The 24,931-nt window shown below is 64.2% G+C and carries 26 protein-coding genes; 21 read left to right on the top strand and 5 right to left on the bottom strand.

The annotated features are described in order from the left end of the window. The first annotated feature begins 60 nt into the window (after positions 1 to 60). On the top strand, positions 61 to 954 hold the full coding sequence (locus tag KIH76_RS01275; protein WP_219068857.1) for an aldo/keto reductase: 894 nt from the start codon (positions 61 to 63) through the stop codon (positions 952 to 954). A gap of 87 nt (positions 955 to 1,041) precedes the next feature. On the opposite strand, the gene KIH76_RS01270 is transcribed toward KIH76_RS01275, so the two are convergent. Next, a complete protein-coding gene (locus KIH76_RS01270) occupies positions 1,042 to 2,385 on the bottom strand; it encodes a metal-dependent hydrolase family protein (protein ID WP_219068855.1) in 1,344 nt (447 codons plus the stop codon). 98 nt (positions 2,386 to 2,483) lie between these two features. Next, positions 2,484 to 2,789 (bottom strand): YhbY family RNA-binding protein, encoded by a 306-nt coding sequence (locus KIH76_RS01265; protein WP_214372839.1) that lies wholly within the window; start codon positions 2,787 to 2,789, stop codon positions 2,484 to 2,486. A gap of 199 nt (positions 2,790 to 2,988) precedes the next feature. Here KIH76_RS01265 and KIH76_RS01260 point away from each other — a divergent pair, with 199 nt between their 5' ends. After that, a complete protein-coding gene (locus tag KIH76_RS01260; RefSeq protein ID WP_219068852.1) occupies positions 2,989 to 4,866 on the top strand; it encodes an oleate hydratase in 1,878 nt (625 codons plus the stop codon). Between the two features lie 345 nt (positions 4,867 to 5,211). On the opposite strand, the gene ybaK is transcribed toward KIH76_RS01260, so the two are convergent. The 3 genes from ybaK to KIH76_RS01245 all read right to left on the bottom strand — a co-directional run bounded on the left by ybaK (position 5,212) and on the right by KIH76_RS01245 (position 7,857). After that, on the bottom strand, positions 5,212 to 5,721 hold the full coding sequence (gene ybaK / locus KIH76_RS01255) for a Cys-tRNA(Pro) deacylase (RefSeq protein ID WP_219068850.1): 510 nt from the start codon (positions 5,719 to 5,721) through the stop codon (positions 5,212 to 5,214). A gap of 163 nt (positions 5,722 to 5,884) precedes the next feature. Further along, positions 5,885 to 6,943, bottom strand: coding sequence for a type I glyceraldehyde-3-phosphate dehydrogenase (gene gap / locus KIH76_RS01250; protein ID WP_163232039.1), 1,059 nt, complete (start codon positions 6,941 to 6,943; stop codon positions 5,885 to 5,887). Between the two features lie 188 nt (positions 6,944 to 7,131). Further along, positions 7,132 to 7,857 carry a thiamine diphosphokinase gene (locus KIH76_RS01245; protein WP_219068848.1) on the bottom strand — a complete coding sequence of 242 codons (726 nt, stop codon included), beginning with the start codon at positions 7,855 to 7,857 and terminating at the stop codon, positions 7,132 to 7,134. 109 nt (positions 7,858 to 7,966) lie between these two features. Here KIH76_RS01245 and KIH76_RS01240 point away from each other — a divergent pair, with 109 nt between their 5' ends. The 19 genes from KIH76_RS01240 (at position 7,967) to hisH (ending at position 24,928) form a co-directional block, all read left to right on the top strand. Beyond that, positions 7,967 to 9,658: a spermidine synthase gene (locus KIH76_RS01240; RefSeq protein WP_236036739.1), complete on the top strand. Its 1,692-nt coding sequence runs from the start codon at positions 7,967 to 7,969 to the stop codon at positions 9,656 to 9,658. A gap of 304 nt (positions 9,659 to 9,962) precedes the next feature. Next, on the top strand, positions 9,963 to 10,664 hold the full coding sequence (gene infC / locus KIH76_RS01235) for a translation initiation factor IF-3 (RefSeq protein WP_163232035.1): 702 nt from the start codon (positions 9,963 to 9,965) through the stop codon (positions 10,662 to 10,664). Positions 10,665 to 10,682: 18 nt separating this feature from the next. Next, the gene (gene rpmI, locus KIH76_RS01230) at positions 10,683 to 10,877 is read left to right on the top strand and encodes a 50S ribosomal protein L35 (protein WP_152357322.1); all 195 of its coding nucleotides are present in this window, start codon (positions 10,683 to 10,685) and stop codon (positions 10,875 to 10,877) included. A 52-nt stretch (positions 10,878 to 10,929) separates the two neighbouring features. Next, positions 10,930 to 11,313, top strand: a complete 384-nt coding sequence (gene rplT, locus KIH76_RS01225; RefSeq protein ID WP_152357323.1) for a 50S ribosomal protein L20 — start codon at positions 10,930 to 10,932, stop codon at positions 11,311 to 11,313. Between the two features lie 165 nt (positions 11,314 to 11,478). After that, the gene (xerD, locus tag KIH76_RS01220) at positions 11,479 to 12,432 is read left to right on the top strand and encodes a site-specific tyrosine recombinase XerD (RefSeq protein WP_214372848.1); all 954 of its coding nucleotides are present in this window, start codon (positions 11,479 to 11,481) and stop codon (positions 12,430 to 12,432) included. Positions 12,433 to 12,483: 51 nt separating this feature from the next. Further along, positions 12,484 to 13,323 carry a ParA family protein gene (locus KIH76_RS01215; RefSeq protein WP_214372849.1) on the top strand — a complete coding sequence of 280 codons (840 nt, stop codon included), beginning with the start codon at positions 12,484 to 12,486 and terminating at the stop codon, positions 13,321 to 13,323. Positions 13,324 to 13,458: 135 nt separating this feature from the next. Then, positions 13,459 to 14,328 carry a segregation and condensation protein A gene (locus KIH76_RS01210; RefSeq protein WP_420829239.1) on the top strand — a complete coding sequence of 290 codons (870 nt, stop codon included), beginning with the start codon at positions 13,459 to 13,461 and terminating at the stop codon, positions 14,326 to 14,328. A 26-nt stretch (positions 14,329 to 14,354) separates the two neighbouring features. Next, complete coding sequence (gene scpB, locus KIH76_RS01205; RefSeq protein WP_236036767.1) at positions 14,355 to 14,984, top strand: SMC-Scp complex subunit ScpB; 630 nt, start codon at positions 14,355 to 14,357, stop codon at positions 14,982 to 14,984. A gap of 11 nt (positions 14,985 to 14,995) precedes the next feature. Beyond that, a complete protein-coding gene (locus tag KIH76_RS01200; protein WP_214372851.1) occupies positions 14,996 to 15,808 on the top strand; it encodes an NUDIX hydrolase in 813 nt (270 codons plus the stop codon). A gap of 170 nt (positions 15,809 to 15,978) precedes the next feature. Next, positions 15,979 to 16,947 (top strand): virulence RhuM family protein/type II toxin-antitoxin system death-on-curing family toxin, encoded by a 969-nt coding sequence (locus KIH76_RS01195; RefSeq protein ID WP_214372852.1) that lies wholly within the window; start codon positions 15,979 to 15,981, stop codon positions 16,945 to 16,947. Between the two features lie 71 nt (positions 16,948 to 17,018). After that, positions 17,019 to 17,534, top strand: coding sequence for a GNAT family N-acetyltransferase (locus KIH76_RS01190; protein WP_236036738.1), 516 nt, complete (start codon positions 17,019 to 17,021; stop codon positions 17,532 to 17,534). 33 nt (positions 17,535 to 17,567) lie between these two features. Continuing rightward, positions 17,568 to 19,031: a xylulokinase gene (locus KIH76_RS01185; RefSeq protein WP_219068846.1), complete on the top strand. Its 1,464-nt coding sequence runs from the start codon at positions 17,568 to 17,570 to the stop codon at positions 19,029 to 19,031. 55 nt (positions 19,032 to 19,086) lie between these two features. Continuing rightward, the gene (locus tag KIH76_RS01180) at positions 19,087 to 19,485 is read left to right on the top strand and encodes a nucleotidyltransferase family protein (RefSeq protein ID WP_214372857.1); all 399 of its coding nucleotides are present in this window, start codon (positions 19,087 to 19,089) and stop codon (positions 19,483 to 19,485) included. Continuing rightward, positions 19,482 to 19,907: a HepT-like ribonuclease domain-containing protein gene (locus KIH76_RS01175; RefSeq protein WP_219068844.1), complete on the top strand. Its 426-nt coding sequence runs from the start codon at positions 19,482 to 19,484 to the stop codon at positions 19,905 to 19,907. The genes KIH76_RS01180 and KIH76_RS01175 overlap by 4 nt, the downstream gene beginning before the upstream one ends. 149 nt (positions 19,908 to 20,056) lie before the next feature. Next, positions 20,057 to 21,454, top strand: coding sequence for a histidinol dehydrogenase (gene hisD, locus KIH76_RS01170; RefSeq protein ID WP_219068842.1), 1,398 nt, complete (start codon positions 20,057 to 20,059; stop codon positions 21,452 to 21,454). Between the two features lie 156 nt (positions 21,455 to 21,610). After that, positions 21,611 to 22,783: a histidinol-phosphate transaminase gene (locus KIH76_RS01165; protein WP_219068840.1), complete on the top strand. Its 1,173-nt coding sequence runs from the start codon at positions 21,611 to 21,613 to the stop codon at positions 22,781 to 22,783. Positions 22,784 to 22,858: 75 nt separating this feature from the next. After that, a complete protein-coding gene (gene hisB / locus KIH76_RS01160) occupies positions 22,859 to 23,461 on the top strand; it encodes an imidazoleglycerol-phosphate dehydratase HisB (RefSeq protein ID WP_219068838.1) in 603 nt (200 codons plus the stop codon). Continuing rightward, positions 23,461 to 24,222, top strand: a complete 762-nt coding sequence (locus KIH76_RS01155) for a hypothetical protein (RefSeq protein ID WP_236036737.1) — start codon at positions 23,461 to 23,463, stop codon at positions 24,220 to 24,222. The genes hisB and KIH76_RS01155 overlap by 1 nt, the downstream gene beginning before the upstream one ends. Positions 24,223 to 24,280: 58 nt before the next feature. Continuing rightward, on the top strand, positions 24,281 to 24,928 hold the full coding sequence (hisH, locus tag KIH76_RS01150; RefSeq protein WP_214372867.1) for an imidazole glycerol phosphate synthase subunit HisH: 648 nt from the start codon (positions 24,281 to 24,283) through the stop codon (positions 24,926 to 24,928). Positions 24,929 to 24,931: the final 3 nt, after the last annotated feature.

Here is a 24,931-nt window from a genome sequence, read left to right as displayed (position 1 = left end):
TGTATGCCATATCGGGTATAGCATGGTGATTGCATAGGACATGTCATGCTGAAAGGGGCAATGATGGCTGAGGATAACGGCGTTGCGGCATCGCCTGAGATCACGTTGAACGACAAGTTCCATTCGGTGATCCCGCAGATCGGTTTCGGTACGTTCCAGATCCCGCCCGAAGACACGCAGCGCGCGGTCGAGGAGGCGTTGGAGATCGGCTACCGTCACATCGACACCGCGGCGGCCTACTACAACGAGGAACAGGTCGGCGACGCGCTCAAGGCCACCGGCATGGCCGGCAAGGTGTGGGTCACCACCAAGCTGCGCAACTGCGACCAGGGCTACGATTCCGCGATGGTCGCGTTCGACGAGTCCCGCCGCAAGCTCAAGGTCGATGTGGTCGACATGTATCTGATCCACTGGCCGTTCGCCGCGGCCGGCTTCTACAAGGAGACCTGGCAGGCACTGCTCAAGCTGCGCGACGAAGGCGCGATCCGCGTGCCGGCCGTCAGCAACTTCCTGCCTGAGCATCTGCGCGGCGTGATCGACGACTCCGGTGAGACGCCGGCCGTCAACCAGATCGAGGTCCACCCGCGTTTCAGCCAGCCGGGTAATCTCGCGTTCTGCAAGGCGCACGGCATCGTCGCGGAAGCCTACAGCCCGCTCGGCCACGGCAAGGACATCGAATCCGAGCCGGTCGTCGCGGCCGCCAAGGCGCACGGCGTCACCCCGGCGCAGGTCGTGCTGCGCTGGCACACGCAGGAGGGCCGCATCATCATCCCGAAGTCGAAGCACGTGGAGCGCATGAAGGCGAACCTCGCCAGCGCGGGCTTCGACCTGACCGACGCCGAACTCGCCGCCATCGACGCGCTGCACGATCCGCACGGCAACGTGAGCGCCGACCCGGCCACGTTCACCCACTCCCAGTCGTGGGCGGACCAGCACGTACGCGGCAACATCTGATCCGGCCCGTCGATCGAGACGCCGATACGGAAATCGCCCGCACTCCGGCAAGGAGATGCGGGCGATTCCCGTATTTCGGCCGATCGCCTACTCGCGGTAGGCGCGGTCGAGCAGCGCGTCGATGTCGTCGAAACGGCGCACCTTCGGGTGCCAGACCGGCGAGCCGTTCGCAACGACCAGCACCGGCTCCTTGAGCACGCGCAGATCGAGCAGCGGATCGCCCTCCAGCACGAGCAGATCGGCCGCCTTGCCGATCTCGATCGACCCGGTCACATCATCCACGCCGAGAATCTCCGCATTGCCCAATGTCGCCGCGTGCACCGCCTCGGCCGCCGTGAACCCGGCCCGCTTGACCAGCAGATCAAGCTCGCGCCACGTGTTGTACTGCGTCACGAACGTCATCGCCGTGTCCGTGCCGACGCCCACGCGCAGATCCTCGTCGTGCGCGTCGTTCGCGCCGGCCAGCATGCCGGCCACCACCGTGCGCGCGTTCGCCAGCTGGATGTCCGTGATGCCGGTCGTCTGCTGATCGAGCAGCGTCATCGGCAGGCCGGCGGATATCGTCGGCACCAACGCCGACCAGCCGCGCAGCGCATGCGGGTTGTGCCGGAACAGTTCGATCATCGACGGATCGAGTTCGCTGCCATGCTCGATCGTGTCCACGCCGGCCAGCAGCGCGCGCTTGACGCCTTCCGGGCTCTGCGCGTGTGCGGCGACGATCACGCCGGCCTCATGCGCCACGTCGCAGATCGCGCGCATCTGATCGACGCCCATCTGCGGGCTGCCGGCCTCGCCCGGCCGCTGCGCGTCGGTCACGCCGCCGGTTGCCGCGATCTTGATCGCGTTCACGCCATGCTCGAGGTTTTCCCGCGTATTGCGGGCCATGTCGTCCGGGCTCTCGCCGGTCAGCGCGATCAGGGGAGCGCCGTGGCCTTCCGGAATCGCCAGCAGCGGTCCGGACGCGAGGATGCGCGGACCGGTCATGCGGCCGTCGCCGATCCTCTCGCGCAGCTCGACCGCCTCATAGCCGACGTCGCCGAGCGTGCGGATCGTGGTGACGCCCGAATTGAGCAATGTCGTGACGCTCGCCTTGGCCCGGGCCTTGAGATACGGCTTGCCGACCGGCGAATGCATGATCGACGCGGTGATGCGCTGGCCGCGCGGCGTGGCCATCTTCGGGTTGAGCGGGCGGCCGTCGGAGAACAGGTGGACGTGCGCGTTGATCAGTCCCGGCATCACGGTTTTCCCGGTCGCGTCGAGCATACGGTAGCCGTCGGGGATGGGCGTGGCGATGCTGGGGGAGACCTGTTCGATGCGGCCGGTGCGGCCGACGAGGATGGTGGTGTCCTCCAGCGTGGTGCCGGCCCTGTCTCCGGTGACGACTTGGGCGTGGGTGATGGCGAACGGTTCGTGCGGTTGGGTGGTGGTCATCTGATGCTCCTTTGCGGTCAGATTATAGGTCGGTGGGCCGGCGGGTATGGTTCGGCTCCCGGCATGGCGCGCGGGAGCCGTGTGGATTGTGACGAGGATTACTCGCGCACGAGCTGGATGTGCTCGATGTCGTCGCGCTTGGAACGGCGGAAGAGCACGAAGCGGTTGCCGATGACCTGCACCACTTCCGCGCCGATCTGGCCGGCGAGGCTCTCCGCGGCCTCCTTCGCGGTCAGGCCGGAGCCGTCCTGCACGGCGATCTTGAGCAGCTCGTGGCTGTCCATCGTCTCGGACGCCTGCTTGACGGCCGCGTCGGTCAGATCGTTCTTGCCGATGAACAGCAGCGGCTTGAGCGGGTTCGCCAGCGCGCGCAGCTGCTTGGTCTGCTTCTTGGTCAGTGCCATGGGATTCCTTACTGTCTGAAGATCCATTCGATTGCGATATCGCATACGAGCATACCGGTTCGGCACGATGAACCGGGCGGCCTCTGGATTTTCGACACAACACGGGCTAGTGTCTATAGCGGGAGTCGAGAAAATGCGACATCATGTCTATCGAGTCAAGGTTGACGTGATGTCAACTCCACCGTCAAGGAGGCGGAACATGTACTATTCCAACGGCAACTACGAAGCGTTCGCCCGCCCGCGCAAGCCGGAAGGCGTCGAGCACAAGTCGGCGTACATCATCGGCACCGGGCTCGCGGCACTGTCCGCCGCATGCTATCTCGTGCGCGACGCACAGATGCCCGGCGAGCGCATCCACATCTTCGAGAAGGACTCCGTGCCCGGCGGCGCGTGCGACGGCGCCGAAATCCCCGGCCTCGGCTACGTGATGCGCGGCGGACGTGAAATGGACAACCACTTCGAGGTCATGTGGGACCTGCTGCGCTCCATCCCGTCCATCGAAACGCCGGACGTCTCCGTGCTCGACGAATACTACTGGCTCAACAAGCGCGACCCCAACTACTCGCTGTGCCGCGCTACCAAGGATCTCGGCCACGACGCCGAAACGAACGGCAAGTTCGGACTCACGGACAAGGCGTCGATGGAGATCATGAAGCTGTTCTTCACGCCCGACGAGGACCTGTATGACAAGCCGATCACCGACTTCTTCGACGACGAGGTGCTGAACTCGAACTTCTGGATGTACTGGCGCACCATGTTCGCGTTCGAGAACTGGCATTCCGCGCTCGAGATGAAGCTGTACATCAAGCGCTACATCCACCACATCGGAGGTCTGCCGGACTTCTCGGCGCTGCGATTCACCCGCTACAACCAGTACGAGTCGATGATCCTGCCGATGGTCAGGTATCTTGAGGCGCACGGCGTGCAGTTCCACTACAACACCAAGGTCGAGAACGTCGAGTTCGCGATCGGTGGCGGCGATGGTCCCAAGCGTGAGCACACCGGCGTAGGTCAGGACACGATACTGAAGATCCAGGCCACGTCCGGCGTGTTCAAACGCAATCCGTATTCCACGCCGACCAAGAAGATCGCCGTGCGCATCGACCTTGACCACGACGGCGACAAGTCGTCCGTCGACCTGACGCCCGACGATTACGTGTTCATCACCAACGGCGGCTGCGTCGAGAACTCCACGATGGGCTCGCAGAACTCGCCGGCCCCGTGGAACCCGGACTTGAAGCCCGGCGGAGGCTGGGACATGTGGCGTCGCATCGCCAAGCAGGATCCGAGCTTCGGTCACCCCGACACGTTCTGCTCCGACCCGCAGGCCACCAAGTGGATGAGCGCCACCGTGACCACCTTGGACAAGGAGATCCCGCCGTACATCCAGCGCATCTGCAAGCGCGACCCGTTCTCCGGCAACGTCGTCACCGGCGGCATCGTCACCGTCACCGACTCCAACTGGCTCATGAGCTGGACGCTCAACCGCCAGCAGCAGTTCCGCGACCAGCCCAAAGACCAGCTGTGCGTATGGGTGTACGGCCTATTCCCCGACAAGCCCGGCAACTACGTGAAGAAGCCGATGACCGAATGCACCGGCGAGGAGATCTGCGAGGAGTGGCTCTACCACATGGGAGTCCCGACCGACAAGATCGAGGCGCTCGCCAAGCGGCACGCCAACACGGTGCCGGTCATGATGCCGTACATCACCGCGTTCTTCATGCCGCGCGCGGCCGGCGACCGTCCGGACGTCGTGCCGGACGGCGCGGTCAACTTCGCGTTCCTCGGCCAGTTCGCCGAAACGCCACGCGACACGATCTTCACCACCGAATACTCGATGCGCACCGGCATGGAGGCGGTCTACACGCTGCTCGACGTGGACCGCGGCGTGCCCGAGGTGTGGGGCAGCGTCTACGACGTGAGGAACCTGCTCAACGCGACCGTCAAGCTGCGCGACGGTGCGCCCGTGACGGACATGAAGCTTAACTTCGTGGAGCGCGCGGTGCTCGGCAAGGTCTTGAAGAAGCTCGACGGCACCGATATCACCACGCTGCTCAAGGAATACAGCGTGATCTGATCGGATGGATGGCCGGTAAATCCCAAGTGGCGGCTTGCTCTCGCCGACCGACGTCGGTCGGCGAGAGCAAGCCGCCACTCGCGTCATACGTGGCATGCACTAGAATCGCGCGTCGCACGATGCTGTGTTATTGCCGGCCTTCGGCCGCGACGCTCCCTCAGTCAGCTTCGCTGACAGTGTCCTGCAATTACGGACAGCCTACGGCTGGCTTGTTTGCTGGCTCGACTGTCATCTCGCACATTGCCTACAAATAGCTCTGCTATTTGCTTTACGGCAATGTCCCTCAGCCGAGGGAACCGAGGCTCTGCCGGCATCATTGCGATGCTGATATGTCGGGGCAATCCGTCACCAGGTGCCGATGGGGGCGGCGACGGCGTTCAGTACTTTGAGGAGATCGGCCGGCGCAATGCCGATGGAGAAGCCGCGCTTGCCGCCTGACAGCAGGATGCGGTCGTACTGCAGCGCGCTCTCGTCAAGCACGGTCTTGTGATGCACCTTCTGGCCGAGCGGGGAGATGCCGCCGACCACATACCCCGATTCACGCATGGCGACCTTCGGATCGGCCATCGCGGCCTTCTTCGCGCCGACCGCCGCGGCCAGGGCCTTCAGATCCATATGCCCGCTCACCGGCACCACGCCCACCACGCGTTCGGAACCGGTGTCGGCCATCAGCGTCTTGAACACCTGATGCTCGTCGAAACCGAGCTTGGTGGCCGCCTCCACGCCGTAGCCGTCATCCATATGGTCGTTGGAATGCTCGTATTCGTACGTCTCGAACGGCACACCGGCTTTTTCCAGCTGCACGGTCGCCGGTGTCGAGCCTTTGCCCTTCTCGTTCTTGGATTTCTTGCTCATATCGCCCCACTATAGAGTCGTCGTGCTACAGCGCGGGTTGAACACGCCGCCGTACGGTCGGTCATGCTTCATCACGCAAAAAGCCTCGCTCCGCACGGGGCGGGGCGAGGCTTTCCTCTACCAGATCGATTCGTTATGAATCAGCGGGCGAACCCGCACGGATTCACTCGGAGATCTCAGCGAAGTACTCGAGGGTACGGACCATGTTGGAGGTGAAGCCGTACTCGTTGTCGTAGAAGGCAACGGTGCGGGCCATGGTCACGCCGTCAACGGTGTTGACGTCGGTCTGGGTCGGATCGAAGACGCCACCGTGGGTGTCGCCGATGATGTCGCCGGAGACGATGCCATCCTCGTTGTAGCCGTAGTACGGGGTGTCGGAGAAGGCTTCCTTGAACGCGGCGTTGATCTCGTCAGCGGTGGTCTCGGTGTTCAGGACGGTGGTCAGCTCGGTGATGGAGCCGTCCGGAACCTGAACGCGCTGGGCGTGGCCCTGGAGCTTGCCGTTGACCTCCGGCACGACCTTGCCGATGGCCTTGGCGGCACCGGTGGAGTGCGGGATGGTGTTGATGGCGGCGGCGCGCAGGTCGCGGCCGGACTTCTTGCCACGCGGGCCGTCCAGGATCATCTGGGTGCCGGTGTAGGCGTGGACGGTGGTCATGAAGCCGACCTTGATGCCGAACTTGTCGTTCAGCAGCTTGACCATGGCGGCCATGGAGTTGGTGGTGCAGGAGCCGGCGGACACGATGTTGTCGGTCGGCTTCAGGATCTCGTGGTTCACGCCGAACACGACGGTCGGGGTGGTGGCGTCCTTGGCCGGGGCGGAGATCAGGACCTTCTTGGCGCCGGCGTTCAGGTGAGCCTGGGACTTCTCGGCGGAGGTGTAGAAGCCGGTGCACTCGAGGACGAACTCGACACCGTCGTTCTTGACCCACGGGATGTTGTTCGCATCCGGCTCGGCGTACACCGGGTACTCCTTGCCGTCCACGACGATGGCGGAGTCGGTGGCCTTGACGTCGACCGGGGTGCCGTCAGCGTGCTTGAAGGTGCCGTGAGTGCTGTCGTACTTCAGCAGGTAGGCGAGAGCGGACGGGGAAGTCAGATCGTTGATAGCGGTGACTTCGATATCGGCGGCCTCGCCACCCTTCTGCTGCAGATCGAAGATGCGGCGGAAGGCAAGACGACCGATACGACCGAAGCCGTTAATACCAATCTTAACTGTCATGTAATTCTCCCTTGTAGGGTGACCCTGCGCGCGAACACACACAAGGCCATTGTTTACCAACATGACCCACTCTAATGCGTCGTCTGTACTATTGGCAACGATTCGCGGGCGTGTTTTCGCTTATTGGGCAAACATTTCGTGAACGCTCACATGCCATTGCTCCCACGGCGAGTGACCGGCTGCCGAGCTCACTTCACGAGGATGGGGGAGACATGCGTGTCGAGCGCGCCCAGATCGCCGCCGAACTCGCGATAGCGCGTCACCGAAGGCGTCGGAGCCTCGGCAGGGAACGTGACGATCAGCGTACCGTCGTGCACGTTGATCTCGGCCGGCACCCCGGAACGGAACTCGTTGCTCACGCCCTGCACGGTGTCGCTGGTCAGCGTGCCGTCGATCAGCTCGTACTTGAGTCCCGGCTCGTTCACGCCGCGCGAGACATCAGCATGAGAGAACACCGACACCATGCGGCCCGGCATGGCCTCGTGCGCCGGGAACGACAACGCGCCGTCGCAGATCGCCGTGACGATCGTGCCGTCGCCGTGCAGGAACCCGATGCCACCGTGATGCGCGAGCAGCGTCATCAGCTGGATGCCGGAGATCGTGTGATCGATGCGCCCGCCCAGCGCGCCGTAGATATGGAATTCTCGGCAGCCGTGCGACCAGCCGACCTTGAGCGCGGACAGCATGTCCGGATCGTCCTTCTCGCTCGGCAACGCGATCGTATGCTCCGCATCGGCCGGCCGTCCTCCGTGCAGCGAATCGAAGTCGCCGATCACCACGTCGGCACGGATGGAGAGCGCACGGGTATGGTCCAGCCCGCCGTCCGCTGCGATCACGAACGCGCCCTCGGGCACGATGGGACGGTCGGCGTAATACTCGCCGGCTCCGAAAATCACGCAAGTCTGTTCGCTCATGCGCACCACTCTACGCCTCGCTCACGGCGATATCGGGCAGTGCGGCAAGGAATGCTGTGGTGTAGTCTCGCAAGATGTCGGCAACGGGCGAACGAGAACGGGGAAGCATATGGCGAAGGCGAACGCGAAGAACGAACGGCCGATCCTCAAATCGAAGATCTTCCTGTACGTCACCGAATTCTTCTCCGGCATGGCCGTCATGGCCGCCGAACTCGGTGCGTCGCGACTGCTTGCACCCTATTTCTCGAGCTCGCAGATCGTGTGGACCATCATCATCGGCACCATCATGATCGCGCTCGCGCTCGGCGCGGTCTTCGGTGGCCGCTGGGCCGACCGCGACCCGAACCCCGACAAACTGTACTTCCGCATCCTCGTCGCAGCCGTCTGGATCGCATTGATCCCGCTCGTCGGCAAATATCTCATCATCGCGATCTCCGGCCTGCTCATCGTCTCCGTCTCCACGAACTTCCTCGTCATCGCCGCGTTCGTCAGCTGCATGGCGATCTTCGTGCCGCCGCTGTTCCTGCTCGGTACCGTCACGCCCGGCCTCAACAAGTTCGCCACCGACTCGCTCGACGACAACGCGTCCGTCGTCGGCCGGCTGTCCGCGTGCAACACGGTCGGCTCGATCCTCGGCACGTTCCTGCCGACCTTCGTCACGATCCCCGCCGTCGGCACGTTCGTCACGTTCCTCATCTTCTCCGGCGCCCTGCTGTGCCTGCCGGTCGTCTACTTCCTCGCCGCGCGCGTGCGCCGCGTCGCCTGCGCCGTCGCGGCCGTGATCTTCATCCTGTCCGGCGTGTTCTCGCCGATGACCGGCTTCGCGTTCTGGGAGAACCGCTCGATCGTCGCGTACGAGGGCGAGTCGATCTACAACTACCTGCAGGTCAAAAACCTGTCGGACCGCACGATCCTGTCGACCAACGTGCTGTTCGGCGTGCAGTCCGTCACCATGAAACAGCCCGGGCTGACCGGCATGTACTACGACACCGCGCTGGCCGCGCCCGCGCTCGCCGACCATGCCGGCTCCGCGCTCATCCTCGGCATGGGCACCGGCACGTACGCGCGACAGCTGCGCCAGTACTATCCGGACATGGCGATCACCGGCGTGGAGATCGACGGCAAGATCACGCGGCTGGCGGGGGAGTATTTCAACGAGCCGAGCGACATCGACGTGTCGACCTACGACGGGCGCGCGTGGCTTGCCGCCAGCCGCGACACGTACGACGTGATCATGGTCGACGCGTATCAGGACATCACCATCCCGTTCCAGATGAGCTCGACCGAGTTCTTCACGATGGTGGAGCGGCACCTCAACCCCGGCGGCGTGATGGTCGTCAACATGAACATGATCTCGGACGGCCGCGGTTCGATCAACGAGGCGCTCACCGACACGATCTCGACCGTGTTCGGTTCGGCCAACGTGCGCACGGCCGACGTGCCGAACACGACGAACCGCGAACTGTTCGCCAAGACGATGGACATTAGCGGGGCGACGACCGCGATGAAGGAAGGAGAGGACATGGACTCGTTGTCCGATCCGGGAACGCTGGAGACGCGCGCATACGACCGCACGCACAGCCATGAGCTCGCCGCGACGATGAACGCGGTGGCCGGACGGATGACAGAGGTCGACGATCCGCGTGACAAGGCGGACGCGACGATCCTGACCGACGACAAGGCGCCGGTCGAGGTGCTCGGCATGCGCGCGATCGACAACATCATCGCCGAACAGGCCGGCCCGTACCGCGACCTGCTGAAGAAGGAAGGCATCGCCGGTCTGCTGCGCGCCGTGCAGTGACGGGACGCCGCACTGGCGGGGCGGCCCCATGCGCGACACGCCCGGTCGAGGGGTATGGTATTATCTACAAGGCTTGAGAAATCAAGAAAGCGGGGCAACCCCCACCTGGAAGCCTTTCATGGCCTCGGGTTCACGGCAATGGCCTGTTCCGGCGGCGATACGCCGGGATTCGTATCGGGATGATACGGCACATATGAACATGCATTCGGCATGGAATATGAACGGCGCCTGACGGCGTCCGCTCCGGTCTGCCATGAATCCGCGCGATGAATCGCGACCATCCGGGTTGTTTCGCAGCAGGAACATGAGGATTGGAGTCATCATTAGCGACGAACCACGCATTAACGACGAGATTCGCGTCTCCCAGGTGCGTCTGATCGGACCGAACGGCGAGCAGGTGGGAGTCATCGCGACTTCCGTCGCCCTGAACCTGGCCAAGGAAGCGAACCTCGATCTCGTCGAGGTGGCACCCAACGCGAAGCCTCCGGTCGCCAAGCTCATCGACTACGGCAAGTTCAAGTACAACGAGAAGATCAAGGCTCGTGAAGCCCGCCGCAACCAGAGCACCGCGGAGATCAAGGAGATCCGCTTCCGCCTGAAGATCGACGACCACGACTTCGAAGTCAAGAAGGGCCACGTCACCCGCTTCCTGAGCGGCGGCGACAAGGTCAAGGTCACGATCATGCTGCGCGGCCGCGAGCAGTCCCGCCCGATCGGCGGCGTGGAGCTGCTGCAGCGCCTGGCCGACGACGTGCAGGAGTACGGCACCATCGAGTCCGCTCCCAAGCAGGAGGGCCGCAACATCATCATGACGCTTGCGCCCAAGGGCAAGAAGGTGCACACGCAGTCCGAGCAGCGCCGCCGCGGCGACCAGTCCCGCGCCGAACGCCAGGCCCGCCAGGCCGCACGTCTGGCCGCCAAGCAGGAGGCCCAGGCACAGGCCGCAGCCGAGGCGAAGGCCGCGGTCAACGGCACCGAAGACAACACGACTTCCGAAAAGAAGTAACCAACAAGGAGGGCAGCAATGCCGAAGATGAAAACAAATTCCGCCGCGTCCAAGCGCGTCCGCGTCACCGGCAAGGGCAAGCTGGTTCAGAATGGTAGCGCCATGCGCCACAACCTGGAGCACAAGTCCGCTCGCAAGCGTCGCGCCCTGAAGGCCGATGCCGTGCTGGCTCCGTCGCAGACCAAGGTCATGAAGAAGCTGCTGGGCCGCTGAGCCGCCTGAAGCCGATTCGCGAAGAAACTTTTAGAAAGCTGAGGAATAGATTATGGCACGTGTCAAGCGCGCAGTGAACGCCCACAAGAAGCGTCGCGTTGTTCTCGAGAGGGCTTCCGGCTACCGCGGCCAGCGCTCCCGCCTGTACCGCAAGGCCAAGGAGCAGCTGCTCCACTCCTTTACTTACAACTTCCGCGACCGCAAGGCTCGCAAGGGTGATTTCCGCAAGCTGTGGATCCAGCGCATCAACGCTGCTGTCCGCGCCGAAGGCATCACCTACAACCGCTTCATGCAGGGCCTGAAGCTGGCCGGCATCGAGCTGGATCGCCGCGCTCTCGCCGAGCTCGCCGTCTCCGATCCGGAGACCTTCAAGGCCATCGTCGCCGAGGCCAAGAACGCCCTGCCGGCCGACGTGAACGCTCCTGCCGAGGCGTGAAATCGACAGTCCAGTGGACTGTCGATAGCCGAGGTGAGCGGATGCAATATGGGCATCCGCGAAGGGCGTGCGACAGCACGCCGGGCGTGAAATCGACAGTCCGGTGGACTGATTGTGTAACGGAACCCCGCCATTGTGCGGGGTTCTCGCATATCATGGGCCGATATGGAACACAACGACAATGCACTGACACGGCTGTGCGAGCGGTTCATCGCGCACATTGACGTGGAACGCGGACTGTCGAAGGCGACGGTCGCGGCATACGAGTCCGACCTCGGCAAATACCTGACCTGGCTGGCCGGCCGCGGCATCACGAAACCGGACGGCATCGGCAAACAGGATGTCGAGGACTACATCGCCTATCTTGACACGAGCGGCGACGGGGCCCGCAGCAAGGCGCGTCGGCTCGCCAGCGTGCACATGTTCCACCGGTTCGCGCTGGCCGAACATGCGGTTGATGACGACGTGTCGGCCGGCATCAAGGCGCCCAAGGGCGCGAGCACTCTGCCCGACGTGCTCACCGTGGACGAGGTGACGCGCCTGCTCGACGCGGTCCCGGTTCCCGACGGCGCACAGGCCGGCACGTTCGAAGGCGCGGTCGCCTGCCGCGACAAGGCGCTGCTCGAATTCATGTACGCCACCGGCTCGCGCGTCTCGGAGGCGGTCGGCGCGAACCTCGACGACATCGACCTGGATGCTCGGGTCGCCCGGCTCATGGGCAAGGGTTCCAAGCAACGGCTCGTACCGCTCGGCACCTACGCGTGCGAGGCGATGACCCGATATCTGAACGTCGCCCGTCCGACGCTGGAGGCACGCGTCTCCAACGGCAATCCTGAACGCCGAGCGATCTTCCTCAACAAACGCGGGCGCCGCCTGTCGCGCCAGTCGGTCTGGGAGATCATCCGTCTCGCCGGCGAACGCGCGCACATCGACAAGCCGCTGCATCCGCACACGCTGCGCCATTCCTTCGCCACGCATCTGATCCAAGGCGGCGCGGACGTGCGCACCGTGCAGGAGCTGCTCGGGCATGCGTCCGTCACCACCACGCAGATCTACACGCACGTCAGTCCCGAAGGCCTGATCGAAACGTATCTGACCGCGCACCCGCGTGCGAGGTAGCCGTTCGCGCACGGCGCGCCGACACGGGCTGATGTTATGATGAGAGGCATTATGCCTACCGATCTGCTTGGACGTGAATATGAAACGTTTCCCGCCCCGGAGCCGTTGCACCAGCACGGCCCGGCAAGGGTCATCGCCATGTGCAATCAAAAGGGCGGCGTCGGTAAAACCACCAGTTCCATCAACATCGCCGGGGCGTTGAGCCAGTACGGTCGTCGCGTGCTCATCGTGGACTTCGACCCGCAGGGCGCGGCCAGCGTCGGGCTCGGCATCAACGCGAACAACATCGACAACACGATCTACACGGCGCTGTTCAACCCGCGCATGGATGTGCACGAGGTCATCCAGCACACCGAATTCGAGAACCTCGACATCATCCCGGCGAACATCGACCTGTCGGCCGCCGAGGTACAGCTCGTCACCGAGGTCGGCCGCGAGCAGATCCTCGCCGGCGTACTGCGTCCGATCCGCAACGAATACGACGTCATCATCGTCGACTGCCAGCCCTCGCTCGGCCTGCTCACCGTCAACGCCCTGACCGCGGCGGACGGCGTGATCATCCCCGTGGCCGCCGAGTTCTTCGCGCTGCGCGGCGTGGCCCTGCTCATGCAGTCGATCGAGAAGGTGCAGACCCGCATCAACCCCGGGCTCGAGATCTACGGCGTGCTCGTGACCATGTACACGCGCACCCTGCACTGCGAAGAGGTGCTGCAGCGCATCTACGAGGCGTTCCGCGACAAGGTGTTCCACACCGTCATCTCACGGTCGATCAAACTGCCCGACTCCACCGTCGCCGCCGCGCCGATCACGATCTTCGCGCCGAACCACAAGACCAGCAAGGAATACCGCGAGGTCGCGCGCGAGCTCGTCGCCCGCGGCGTGATCGCCTGACCGCACGGGCCTGCCGACGGACACCACGACCATCAGAACACCCTTATGAGCGATGCTGTTTTGCCTGGGCCCAGCCACGACGCCGAGCCCCCACGACTTTCCACGCCTCCGTCCGGACACGACGAATCCGTGCCCTTGTCCGCGCGCGATGAACACGTATCCGGTCCCGACTCCAATTCCGACTCCGACTCGTCGACCGCACCCGCGCAAGGATTCCGTGTGAACCTCGACGTGTACTCCGGCCCGTTCGACGTGCTGCTCGGCATGATCGCCGACCAGCGGCTCGAACTGACCGAGGTGTCGCTCTCGACGATCACCGAAGGATTCCTCGACTACGTGCGCGGCATGGACAAGACCGGCGACATGGACGAGGCAAGCGCGTTCATCGACGTGGCGAGCGTGCTCGTGGAAGCGAAAAGCGCCGCGCTGCTGCCCGGCGGCGATGACGGCGACCGCGACGAGCAGAGCCTGGAGGCGTTGCGCGAACGCGACTTGCTGTTCGCCAGACTGCTGCAATACCGTGCGTTCAAGACCGCGGCGGGCGATTTCCGGTCGCGGATCGACTCCAACCGCGGGCGGTTCGCGCATCCGGCCGCACTGGACGCGTCGATGGCAGCGCTGTTGCCCGAACTGACCTGGACGATCGGGTCCGACGACCTGGCACGCATCGCCGCGCGGGCCATCGCCGACGCCCCCGCGGACACGGTCGCCACCAGCCAGCTGCATGTGCCGCTGGTCGACTTGCAGGCGCAAGCCGATCTGGTGCGCGAACGGCTGTCGTCCCTGCCTGACGGCGAGGCGCTCACCTTCGCCCAGCTCACGCAGGACGCGGCCTCGCGCATCGAGATCGTGGCCCGGTTCCTGGCGGTGCTCGCGTTCTTCAAACAGGGCGCACTGCAATTCAAACAGGACGGCCCGTACGCGCCGCTGCACGTGCGCTGGGTGCATGACGGCACGGGTGAGACAGCCGGCAACGCGGACATCAGCGAGAGGGACTTTGCATGAGCGACGATATGAACGCCACGAACGACATGAACGCCACGACCACGACGGGTGGCATCGGAACCGGGACGACACGGACCGAATCGGCCGCCGACCAGTATCCGGGCGGATTGCGGGCCTGCCTCGAGGCGGTGCTCATGGCCGCCGACCAGCCGCAGCAGCCCGCCGATCTGGCACGCGTGATCGGCGCGGCCGAACAGGAGATCGCGAACACACTCGAATGCATGCAAGCCGAGTACGAGGCCGAACACCGGGGCTTCGAACTACGCCGCACCTCGCGCGGATGGCAGTATGCGAGCCGCGCCGAATTCGAACGGATCGTCGCGTCGTTCGTCACCGACGGCCAGACCGCGCGGCTGTCGCAGGCCGCGTTGGAGGCTCTCGCGATCATCGCGTACCAGCAGCCGGTCACGCGCGCGCAGGTCGCGGCGATCCGCGGCGTCAACTCCGACGGCGTGATCCGTTCGCTGTCCATCCGCGGGCTGATCCGCGAGCAGGGCACCGACCCGGAATCGCATGCGGCGCTGCTGGGCACGTCAGCGCTGTTCTTGGACTACATGGGATTGGACGGGCTGGACCAGCTGCCGTCGCTCGCGCCGTTCCTGCCGGATTCGGCGGACGCGATCGGCGAGGCCAGCGAGGACTCGTCCGGAGAGTAGATTACTGCCGTATGGGATATGGGAACGTTTCGGAGCGACGGCATCAGCCGCCGCAAATCGGCGTATCAGTGGTGATCCTGGCGCTCGGCTCGCCGGACGGCACCGGGCGCAGCCGCCTGTGGATGCCGTTGGTGCGCCGCGTGCGCCAGCCGTATCTGGGGCAGTGGGCGCTGCCGGGCGGCGAATTGCGCGCCGACCTGTCACTCGAACAGTCCGCGTATCTCGCGCTTGAATCGACCACCGACCTGCATCCGCAGTATCTTGAGCAGCTGCATACGTTCGGCGGTCCCGATCGGTCGCGCGGCGGGCTGCCGATGGTGTCGATCGTCTACTGGGCGCTGGTCGGCCGGGCCGAGACCCGCGACTTCGCCGAAGCGGACAACGTGCGCTGGTTCGCGGAAGACGATCTGCCCGAGCTGGCGTTTGACCACCGCGAGATCATCGATCATGCGCTGCGCCGGCTGCGCGAACGCATCGAATACCCCGATCTCGTCGCCCGGCTGGTCGGCCCCGAATTCACGCTGCGCCAGCTGCACGGCGTGGTCGAGGCGATCACCGGAGAATCCGTCGACCTGGCGAATTTCCGCCGGCGCATGCTCGCCAGCGGACAGATCGAGGAGACGGGGGAGAAGGTGCGCGAAGGCCGCCAGCGGCCCGCCGCCGTCTACCGGTACGTGCCGTGCCCCGCCTCCGCCGGGGCGAGCGGTCTGCCGGCATCCGTCACGCCCGCCGCACAACAATCGTCATGGTCGGATGCCGTCCGCCGCCAGCAGGTTCCCGTCCCCGACCCCGACGACGCGCTCGGCCCCCTGATCACCGGCTGACATGATTGCCCGCCTGTATTTGCATCTGTGACCGGTGGCGTGTCGTATTTCGTTGCCTTGATAGGGTTCTATAAAGAGGGACGCAGCTGGATGTGCCAGTAGATGCGGAGAGTGACTGTCGAATGACCGGAACACGTGCGTCGCGTGTTCATCTCACGGGGAGGACTGACATGGTCAGGGACATCGAACTCTATCGGGCCGAGGACGGCTCCGTGCAATTGGAAGTCAGCGTACAAGGCGATACTGTATGGCTGACCCAGGCGCAGATGGCGGAATTATTTGGTACGAAAAGCCAGGCAATGACCAAACATATAAGGAATATCCTTGCTGACGGAGAACTCGACGGGTCAACTTGTTCCAAAATGGAACAAGTTCGCATAGAAGGAGACCGTCGTATCCGTCGGGTTGTGAATGTGTACAACTTGGATATGGTTATTTCGGTTGGATACAGGGTCAATTCACGGCGGGCCACTAGTTTCCGTCGCTGGGCCACCAATGTATTGCACAGGTATCTCATCAACGGATATGCCGTCAACGAGCACCGGCTGCAGCAGTTGGAGAGGGTCGTCAAAGTACTCTCCCGGAGCGGCGACCATCTTGCTGTGGGAATAGCGGATGTCGTATCAAGTTATCTGCCGGGATTGGACATGCTACGTGACTATGATGCGCATGAACTTGCCCCAGATCCGCGTGCGAAACCGGTATGGGAACTGACATCTGCGGATGCGAGGGCCATAGCAGCGCGTTTACGCGAGGAGTATCCTGCCGACACGCTGCTCGGACAGGAACGTGGGGATGCGCTCGAACGTATCATTGGCGCGATATATCAGAGTTTTGACGGTCAGGATCTGTATCCGACGGTCGAGGAAAAGGCGGCGCATCTCCTGTATTTCACCGTGAAGGACCATCCGTTCTCCGACGGCAACAAGCGCATGGCCGCCGCAATGTTCGTCAGTTTTCTCGACGGGAATGCGGATGCATTCGATGCCGTCACCAGACCGGTCATCACTAACAATGACCTCGCCGCTGTCGCATTGTTGATCGCGGTCAGTGCCCCTGAGGAAAAAGAGCTGATGATCGATCTCGTGGAACGTATGCTGTCCGCACAAGACGGAAGGATCGATTCGTTACGGAGATAAGACGATTCGCTATGGATGTTGGGCGGATAATTCGTATCTGTCATGCAGATCATGCGATATAAATGGTGGACATGAATGAACTGATGGCTGATGATGCGAACCTGACGATACGACATGCAACTGCAGAGGATGCCGTGGAACTGTCGTGCATCGAGTCGGTGTGCTTTCCGCCGGCTGAGGCGGCGAGCGCGGCGGTGATCCATGCACGGCTGGCCGCATATCCGGAATGTTTTTGGCTGTTGTGCGGTGAGGACGGTTCGATCATCTCGTTCATCAACGGGTTCGCAACCGACGACCGTGATCTGGATGACGACATGTACGATGATCCGTCTCGGCATGATCCGCACGGCGACTGGCAGATGATCTTCGGTGTGGATACCGTGCCGGCTTGGCGGCATCGAGGCTACGCAAGCCTGCTCATGCGCCATGTGATCGTCGATGCGCGCGCGGCCGGACGGCTCGGGCTGGTACTGACCTGCAAGGATCGGCTTGTCGACTTCTACGCCCGCTTCGGCTACGTAGATGAAGGTATCTCCGACTCCACCCACGGCGACGTCGTCTGGCACCAGATGCGCCTGACGTTTTGACACGGTGACGGCAACGACAGGAGGGAACGCAACATGCGGGAATATGCGGCGGTGTTCGACGCGGGGACGACGGCGATCAAGGGCGCGCTGGTGGACGGCGGCGGCCGCATCGTCGCCTCGGCGAGCGGCGACCTCGATCTGATCGTCGACGAGGGCGTGCGCGAACAGGACCCGGAGCAATGGTGGCGGGTGATGTGCGAGGTCGCGCATACGATGCTGCGCGACGCGGCGCTCGACGATGATGATTTCGACCCTGCTTGTATCGCCGGCATCATCTTCAGCGGGCAGATGCAGGACGTCATCGCGCTCGGCGACGATCTCAAACCCGTGCGCCACGCCATCCTGTACTCGGACGGACGCGCCGAAACGCAGGCCGATGCGCTCGCCGGCGCATACCACGGCGGTCGCGAACGGTTCCTCGCCACGGTCGGCAACCGACTCGAAGGATGCCTGCCGCTACCGAAACTCATGTGGATGCGCGACCATGAGCCTGACGCGTTCGCACGGACCACGCACGTGCTCATCAGTTCCAAGGACTATCTCATCGCACGGCTCGCCGGCGTCACGATCGGCGACGTGGCTGCCTGCTCCACCGCCGGCGCGATGGACATCCGTACCGGGCGGTGGAGCGGGGAACTGTGCGAGGCGGCCGGCATCGACGCCTCGCTGCTTGCCGAACTGCATCGTCCGCAGGACATCGTCGGCTCGGTGACGGCCGCTGCGGCCGAGAAGACCGGATTCGCGGCGGGCACAGCCGTATATGCCGGCATCGGCGATGCGGGCGCCACCACGTTCGCCAGCGGCGTCACCAGACCCGGCCAATACAACATCAACCTCGGCACGTCCGGCTGGATCGCCACCGTCTCGTCCGAACCGTTCGTGAACAAGCCGGGCGCCGCGAACCTCGCGTTCGGCGTGACGGACGGATTCGTCAACGCGGTGCCGTTCCTCAACGCCGGCGACGTGCACCGTTGGGCGACCGGACTGTTCGCCAACGGCGACTATGAGCGTGCGCATGATCTGATCGAGGCGGCCGCGCCGGGCGCGAACGGCGTGCTGTGCCTGCCGTATCTGGTGGGGGAGCGGTTCCCGGTGATGAACCCGACCGTGCGCGGCGCCTACGTGGGGCTTTCGCCGGCCACGAGTGCGGGCGACATGCTGCGCGCCGCGCTCGAAGGCGTCGCGTTCTCCATCCGGCAAGGCATGGAAAGCTTCGACGAGCCGCCGACCTCGATCTCGCTGATCGGCGGCGGCGCGCGCGAAACCGCATGGTGCCAGATCATGGCCGACATGCTGCACCATCCGGTCGAAGTGTTCGCCAACGCCGACATCCTGCCCGCCGTCGCGCTCGCCTCGCTCGTCTTCGACCGCCCCGACCTAGTCGCAGCCGTCGCCGAAACCACCACCTACCAGCCGGACCCGGCCGCCGCCCGCGCCTACGACGCCCTCTACCCCCGCTTCGCCGCCCTCTACCCGTCCGTCGCCCCACTGGGGTGACGAGGGGCCGATCACATGAAACACGACTAGGAAGCGGTGAGGATAGGATGGAGCCATGACAGCGGCAACGGTTTCGGCAGTGCGGACAAGCGGAGGGGAGAGGGTTCTCTCGCCGTCCGATATCGCCGTGCTTGCACGGCCACTTGCACGTCGGTATGGGATTACCGAACTGTACTTGTTCGGTTCGATGGCCAGCGGTGAGGCGGGACCGGATTCCGATGTTGACTTCATCTACGGCACCACACATGATGATATGCGCGTACGCAGGGTGTCGAATTTCAGAAACGACTTACGAGATGCGTTCGGTCGCGATATCGACCTGGTTGATGTCGACTACATCACCCAGCCGGAGAAGAAGCCGTATGATGAGATGATTCGTTCATTATTCGTGCGCAACGTGATGTCCAAACCGATTTTGCGTATTTTGCCGATCGATAGTGAGGAGCAAGCATGAGCGGTTCACACTCCGGAACTGACCCTCGGCGAGATCTGATCCATCTGCTGCAGATACGTCATGAGCTTGAATTGGCGTTGTTGTTTCTGAATGGGGTCACGCTCGAACAATTTGAAGAGGATGAGCTTCGCCAGCATGCAGTATCCATGGCGGTCGCTCAAGTCGGCGAGCACGTCAAGAAACTGTCGAAACAGTTTGTCTCATCCCAGCCGGATGTAGCGTGGAAAGCCATCGCCGGTACCCGTGATTGGATCGTTCATGACTATGGCAACCTTGATTTCGAGGAAGTGTACCGTTCCGTAACTGCTGAAGGGCCGGATATCATTGCTCTCGTTACGCAGGCGATCAAGCTCATCGGCATTCCGGACATGGCGATAGGCGATTCCGGCGCACAGGCTTTACGCGATGCGCCGCTCATCTAGTTCAAGGAACATCTGTCGGAGCGTTATATCCGTATATCCGATGGAAAAGCGGAGCGGAGATCAGCGAAATACGCGGGATGTCTCACGATTTGGGTGAAAACGGACATTGGACGGCGGTTCGTGGCGCCGCGTTGTTACGATGGGGCGTTATGAGCGAGAACATCATGCGTATCATCGACCTGCGTGGTCGCAAACTGTCCCGTGCCGAACTGCTGGCCGCGATGCCGCGCGCCGCCATGGGCACCTCCGAAGCCACCGACCTGGTGCGCCCGATCCTCGAGGACGTGAAGGAACGCGGTGCCGCGGCCCTGCGTGATTTCGAGGAGAAGTTCGACCATGTGCGCCCCGAGCACCTGCGCGTGCCCGAAGAGGAGATCGAGGCTGCGCTGGACACGCTCGACCCCGAAGTGCGCGCCGCCATCGAGGAATCCGTGCACCGTGCCCGCGCCGTCGCCAAGAACCAGGTGCCGAAGGACTTCCACACCGATCTGGCTCCGGGCGCGCGCGTCGCCGAACGCTGGATCCCGATCCAGCGCGTGGGCCTGTACGTGCCCGGCGGCAAGGCCGTCTACCCGTCGTCCGTCATCATGAACGCCGTGCCCGCGCAGGCCGCCGGCGTCGAGTCGCTCGCCATCGCCACCCCGCCGGCCCGCGACAACGACAAGGGTCTGCCGAACAAGACCATTCTCGCCACCTGCGCCATCCTCGGTGTCAAGGAGGTATACGCGGTCGGCGGCGCACAGGCCATCGCCATGTTCGCCTATGGCGCCAAGGGCAGCGAGCCGCAGGACGGCGAGGTGCTGTGCGATCCGGTCGACAAGATCACCGGACCGGGCAACATCTTCGTCGCCACCGCCAAGTCGCTCGTCTCCGCGTTCGTCGGCATCGACGCGGTCGCCGGCCCCACCGAAATCGGCATCATCGCAGACAAGACCGCCAACCCGAGCCTCGTGGCCGCCGACCTCATCGGCCAGGCCGAACATGACGAGCTCGCCGGGTCCGTCCTGTTCACCGACGATCCGGAACTCGCCGACAAGGTGCAGGAGAACCTCAACTACCGTGTGCCGAAGACCGAGCACGCCGAACGCGTCCACACGTCCCTGTCCGGCACACAATCCGCGATCGTGCTGACCGACGGCCTCGACCAGTCGATCGACGCGGCCAATGCGTACGCGGCCGAACACCTCGAGATCCAGACCGCCGACGCGGACGCCGTCGTGGCTCGCATCAAGAACGCGGGCGCCATCTTCCGCGGCCCCTACTCGCCGGTCCCGCTCGGCGACTACATGTCCGGCTCCAACCACGTGCTGCCCACCGGCGGCACCGCGCGCTTCGCCGCCGGCCTCGGCGTGCACACGTTCATGAAGCCCGTCGAGGTCATCGAATACGACGAGGAGGGTCTCAAGGCCCTCGCCGCGCGTATCAACGCGTTCGCCGTGTCCGAGGATCTGCCGGCCCACGGCGAATGCGTGCTGTCCCGCTTCGTCAAGGATCCGTACGACAAGGCTACGCTGCGCGAGCAGGAGAAGGAAGCCGGCCTGCGCTAAGGCATATCGGAACCGTGTCATTTCGACCGAGCGCCAGCGAGCGGAGAAATCTTCCAAGGCAGGGATGCTCTGGAAGATTTCTTCGCTCGGCCTCGCTTCGCTCGACATGATACGGCATGCATGCGGTGAATCACCGTGATAACAGGGGAGAAAAGCATGACTGAAGAAACCAACGCGATCCCGGCAAGCCTGCCGCTGCGCAACGACCTGATCGGCGAAACGCCGTACGGCGCGCCGCAACTCGACGTGCCGGTCTGTCTCAACGTCAACGAGAACCCGTACGAGCCGAACCCCGACGTGTGCGCCACCATCGCGCGCCGCGTCGGCGAGATCGCCCACACGCTCAACCGCTACCCTGACCGCGAGCACATCGCGCTGCGTCAAGCGTTCAGCGACTACCTCGCCAAGGAGTCCGGCGCGCGCCTGAGCGTCGACCAGCTGTGGGGCGCGAACGGTTCCAACGAGATCATGCTCCAGCTCTTCCAGGCGTTCGGCGGCCCTGGCCGCACCGCACTCGGCTGCGATCCGACGTACTCCATGTACCCCGAATACGCGCGCGACACGTTCACCGGCTGGAAGCTCGCCCACCGCAACGTCGACTTCACGCTCGACGTGGACGCCGCCATCGAGGCGATCCACGAGATCAAGCCGAGCATGGTGATCCTCACCAGCCCGAACAACCCGACCGGCACGCCGCTGCCTCCCGCCGATCTCGAACGCATCCTCGAGGTGTGCGAAACCGCCGACGTCGCGGGAGCGGCCGAAGGCGTGCATCCGATCGTCGTCGTCGACGAGGCGTACGTCGAATTCCGCAACCCCGGCACGCCCAGCGCCGTCACGCTCATCGGCCAGCACCCGAACCTCGCGGTCAGTCGCACCATGAGCAAGGCGTTCGCGTTCGCCGGCGCCCGCGTCGGCTACCTCGCCGCAAGCAAGGGCATCATCGACTGCGTGCGCATCGTGCGCATGCCGTACCACCTCTCCGCCGTCACGCAGGCCGCCGCCCTCGCCGCGCTCGAGCACACCGACGAACAGCTCAGCCAGGTCGCCCACCTGCGCGAGACCCGCGAGGCCACCGCCGCATGGCTCACGACCCAAACCTACAAGGGCCAGCCGCTCGAGGTCGCCGCCTCCGAATCGAACTTCCTGCTCTTCGGCGGTCACTTCGACCAGCGCGAGAGCATCTTCGACGAACTGTTGAAGCGCGGCGTGCTCATCCGCGTCGTCGGCCCGGACGGCTGGCTGCGCGTGTGCATGGGCACCGACGACGAGATGGCCCGCTTCCGCGAGGCACTCGCCGAGGTGCTGCGCATCGTGGAAGCCGAGTGACGCCGCGCCATCCGCACAGACCTCGCAGACCGAGTAGTCTCGAATACGAGACATAAGCAGTGTAAGGAGCAACACATGGCACGCACCGCGCACATCATTCGCGAAACCAGCGAGTCGCACATCGACCTCGAACTGAACCTCGACGGCACCGGCAAAACCAGCATCGACACCTCGGTACCGTTCTACAACCACATGATGAACGCGCTCGGCAAGCACTCGCTCATCGACCTGGCCATCAAGGCGTGGGGCGACACCGACATCGACGTGCACCACACCGTCGAAGACACGGCCATCGTGTTCGGCGAGGCGCTGAAGCAGGCGCTCGGCGACAAGCGCGGCATCCGTCGCTTCGCCGACGCAACCGTCCCGCTCGACGAGGCGCTCGCCAAGGCTGTCGTCGACATCTCCGGGCGCCCGTACTGCGTGTGCACCGGCGAGCCGGCCGGATTCGAATACTGCATGATGGGCGGCCACTTCACCGGTTCCCTCGTACGCCATGTCATGGAATCGATCGCCTTCCACGCCGGCATCTGCCTGCACATGCAGGTGCTCGCCGGCCGCGACCCGCACCACATCGCCGAAGCCGAATTCAAGGCGCTGGCGCGCGCGCTGCGGTTCGCGATCGAACCCGACCCTCGCATCGAAGGCCTGATCCCGAGCACGAAGGGCGCGCTGTGATGGCCGACGACCGTAACGACGACACGAACAAGGACGACGACCTCAACGTGCCGGACGAGTTCAACCCGGATGATTTCGGCCTGAACGACGCGAACGGTTCGCGCGACACGAACGGCACCTCGTTCAGCGATGAGGAACTCGAAGCCGCGCTCGCCGGATTCGAACAGGAGTTCAACGACTCCGGCAACGGCGACGATTCCAGCGATCCGCACGACGACGGCGTGGCCTCGGCCGACACCGCCGGCGGCGATCGGACCGACCTGTCCGCGCAATTCGAGGACGAGCTTGCCGGTCTGCTCGGCAACAAGGCCAAGGTCGCGGTCGTCATCACCCGCATCGCCTCCGCTGAACTGCTCGCTGCGTTCTGCCAGCTGTCCGACATCTCCGCCGACTGCATCGGCTCTCCGGACGGCGCGATCGCCGTGCTGCGCAACCTCGACGGCGACGGACCGGAAGCCGCGGCCCGCGACATGACCATCGTCGTATCCGGCATGAGCGTCATCCTCGCCGTGAACCGCGCCGACAAACTCGAGGCGACGCTCTACCTGCAGGGCAAGCCCGCGCAGACCTTCGCCCCGCCGATCCTGTTCAGCGCGACCCCGCCGTTCGTCGAAGACCTCATGCTCGGCATCTCCACCCTGACCGATCTTAAGAAGCAGGGCGTGAAGATCGTCGCATCCTCCGACTACGACCACGACGCCGCCATGAAGATCCTCGCCGAACACACCAAATTCGGCCGCGGCGGATCCAGCATCCAATAACGAATCGCGAACGGGCGGCCAACGCTCCGCCAGCAATCACACAGCACGGGAGAACAACATGACATCAGTGGTGGTTTTCGACTACGGATTCGGCAACGTGCGCTCCATGGTGCGCGCGCTCGCCAACCTCGGCGCCGACGTGACGCTGACCTCCGACTACCGTCAGGCGCTTGAAGCCGACGGCCTGGTTGTGCCCGGCGTCGGCGCGTTCGCCGCGTGCATGGACGGACTGAAGGAGATGTCCGGCGACCGCGTGGTCACCGACCGTCTGCGCGCCGGCCGGCCGGTGCTCGGCGTGTGCGTCGGCGAGCAGATCATGTTCGAGCAGGGGCGCGAACGCGGCCACGAGGCTGCCGGACTCGGCTTGATCGGCGGCAGCGTCGACCTGCTTGATGCGGACGTGGTGCCGCACATGGGCTGGGATACGGTCGAGGCGCCGGAAGGCTCCGTGTTGATGAACGGCGTGGAACACGAGCGGTTCTACTTCGTGCACTCGTATGCGGCGACGGATGTGCATCCGGGCGACCTGGCCAAGTACGAGATCGACTTCGGCGACGCCCCCGAACGCGTTACCTGGTGCACGTACGGACGCAGCCGGTTCGTGGCCGCCTACGAGCGTGGGCCGCTGTCCGCCACGCAGTTCCATCCGGAGAAGTCCGCCGAAGCCGGCGCGCAGCTGCTGCGCAACTGGATCGCCACGTTCTGACCC

Source organism: Bifidobacterium simiiventris (assembly GCF_019331715.1).
Taxonomy (GTDB): Bacteria; Actinomycetota; Actinomycetes; order Actinomycetales; family Bifidobacteriaceae; genus Bifidobacterium; species Bifidobacterium simiiventris.
The sequence above is the reverse complement of the archived record's forward strand: the minus strand, read 5'-3'. Positions and strand labels throughout refer to the sequence as shown.